This is a genomic window from Mucilaginibacter sp. P4_G9, from assembly GCF_056400985.1.
Map to the genome: position 1 here is coordinate 1 of NZ_JBFUKF010000531.1, position 2,872 is coordinate 2,872.

Annotated in this window: 2 protein-coding genes; both read left to right on the forward strand. The window is 35.9% G+C overall.

The annotated features are described in order from the left end of the window. The first annotated feature begins 247 nt into the window (after positions 1 to 247). Complete coding sequence (locus AC1DPZ_RS24880) at positions 248 to 1,729, forward strand: tetratricopeptide repeat protein (RefSeq protein WP_477408545.1); 1,482 nt, start codon at positions 248 to 250, stop codon at positions 1,727 to 1,729. Positions 1,730 to 2,435: 706 nt separating this feature from the next. Beyond that, a partial coding sequence (locus AC1DPZ_RS24885; protein WP_477408547.1) for an SDR family oxidoreductase occupies positions 2,436 to 2,872 on the forward strand: 437 nt, incomplete at its 3' end.

Consider the following 2,872-nt stretch of genomic DNA (forward strand, 5'->3'; position numbering starts at 1 on the left):
GATGATGATTTTGAGCCTGTCTGTTTGAAAGGAAAATATTGGGAGATTATCAAACTTGATCTTATTGAAGCCATAGAAGCTTATAGTGGAAATCCATAAATGTGGCATCTGTGATTGCCCGAAAACTATTGTGTGTAGGACAAAAAATAAACAATAAAGCTTAAAACTGCATTTAAACCTATAGCTTTGGGGCTAATCTATATTGAAATCGTAAACAAAGCTTAAAGCTGATCGTTATCTTTTTAAAATGTTTTATAAATCTGTTTTACTACTATCGTTCTTATTAGGTTTTCAATTGTCTGTAAAGGCAAATTTTGTATTCAATAACAATTCAATCGCGGCTTATAAAGCCATATATGAGTTAAAATTTAATGACGCTAAAAAATATATCCAGGACGAAAAATTAAGAAATCCGCAAAATGGCATTACTGTTCTGCTTGATAATTACGCCGATTATTTGCACCTGCTTACGTCAGAAAATAAAAATGAATATGAAAAATTAAAAGACCTGAAGTCGGACAGGATTGATGCAATAAAAGATAACGATGAAAATTCCCCTTATTATTTATTTGCCCAGGCCGAGATCTATCTTCAATGGGGAATGTTAAAAGCCAAATTTGGTGATTTTACCGCCTCTACCCTGGATTTAAATAAGGCTAAAAACCTGCTGAATGAAAACACTAAGAAATACAAAGATTTTTTACCCAACCAAAAAAGCCTGGCTTTACTGGATGTGATCTTTGGAGCCATTCCATCTAACTTAAGAGGGATAGCGAATTTTTTTGGCATTCGGGGGGATATCGCAAGCGGCTATAAACAGCTGGAAAAATTCAGAACTCAGATAACAGGCTCACCATATAGTTATTATAACGATGAGGCTGTTTTTTTGCTCTGTTTTACTGATATAGATGTATTGCACAGCAGGAACAACTATGCGCGCCTGGCGCAGTTATTAGATGGGATGGCTGATAAAAGCCTGTTGAAAGCTTATTTGCAAGGCTATGTTGCCTACAAAACCGGGCATAACGATGAGGCTATTAATTACCTTCAAAACGCACCAAAATCAGCCCAGTATCCTGCATTGCCGGCAATAAGTTATTTGTTGGGTAATGCAAAATTATGCCGAATGGATACTGATGCCAATGTTTACTTATTAAGATTTTTAAAAGATACCAGGGGGATCAATTATATTAAAGACTCCTATCAAAAACTGGCTTACTATTATCTTTTAAGGAATGATTTAAACAATTACAATAATTATATAAAGCTGACGCGTACCAAGGGATACGCCACCGACGAAAAAGACAAACAGGCTTTAAAGGAAGCCAATGATGTTAAACCCGACCTTGAGCTTTTAAAAGCAAGGTTGTATTTTGATGGTGGCTATTATAACAATGCATTGGTGCAATTAAAATCAAAACAGGTAAATGATCTTAAAAATATAAGGGATAAAATTGAGCTCTATTACAGGTTTGGACGTACGTATGACCGTATGAATGTTTTCAATGATGCTTTAACCAACTATCAAAGGGCCATTAACATCGGCAAAAAGGAAACCTATTATTATGCGGCCAATTCGGCATTGTTCTCTGGTGTTATTTACGAACAGAAAAAGGATTATAAAAAAGCTGCTGAGTATTACAACCAGGCCTTGCAGATGAAGAACCACGAATATCAAAACAGTATAGATACCCAGGCTAAAGAAGGCCTGAACAGGATAAATCATTAATGGAAGTTAAGAATCAAGAGTCAAGATACAAGAATCAAGAAAAAGTATTGGTAATCCGCGCGATCATAAAAGCTATTAATAGGCAGGCTTTTTAAATGGAGCCAGGTAAAAAGAGCCTTTTTATCAGGGAAATCGCTTTTAAATATCTATAATATTTTTTGGCTAAAGCCATAACTCATTTCTGCCAATTTAACCGTTGGCTGAAGCCCAACGGCAATGATTTAAGGACTGATCCCGTTTAAGGTAGCTAAAAGTTCATTGCCGTCCCATTTATGGGACGGTAGCGAAGGAACAAAAAGCGGCTTCAGCCAAAATTTGCCATGCAGATATTTTAAAAGCGATTTCCCTGGCCCTTTTATCAGCACTTCAAATTATCGAAATAAAGATAAGTGCATAATATCTAAACTTATAGCCTGCTAATAACCGGTTCGCAATGCTTATCTTGATTCCTGACTCTTATTTAAAATACAGGTACAGGTTATTATTTAATGGTAAATGGGGCCAAACTGTTTATAGAATTGCAATTTAAAACTTACATTTGAAATACAGATTCACTGTTGAGTATAATAATGTATTGGTAAGTTATTGTTCCGAACCACAATTTGATTTATGTTGATTTTAATCATCCATTGGTTAACGTAATGCAATATTGAAAATACATCTACCGAAATAACTTTTAATTGATACGTAAAAAATCGTTTACCAAATGGTTGAAAAAAAGATATTGATAACCGGAGCAAGCAGGGGTTTGGGCCTGGCAATATCAAAAATACTTTCAAAAGAATATACTTTAATATTACATGCTACCCGCAAAGAAAGTTTTACCCATATTGAGCCCGGAACCCATTTACTTTGTGCCGATTTGAGCGACCGGCAGGAACTTAAAGAGTTTTGCACCCGCTTAAAAAAAGAGCATGGGGATGCCCTTGTAGCCGTAATTAATAATGCGGGCATAACGTTAGACAAATCTTTAATTTACCAGCCCGAAAACGATATTGACAGGATTCTGCAGGTAAACCTTAAGGCCCCTGTCATGATCTGCAAGGCTGCAATGAAAATTTTCACGTTAAAAAAACGGGGTGTAATTATCAATGTAAGCTCTGTTGTTGGCGAAACAGGCAATGCGTTCCAGGCGGTTTATGC

Excerpts from the sequence above, each read along its gene's own strand:
- AC1DPZ_RS24880 (WP_477408545.1), top strand. The coding sequence starts at position 248 with ATGTTTTATAAATCTGTTTTACTACTATCGTTCTTATTAGGTTTTCAA.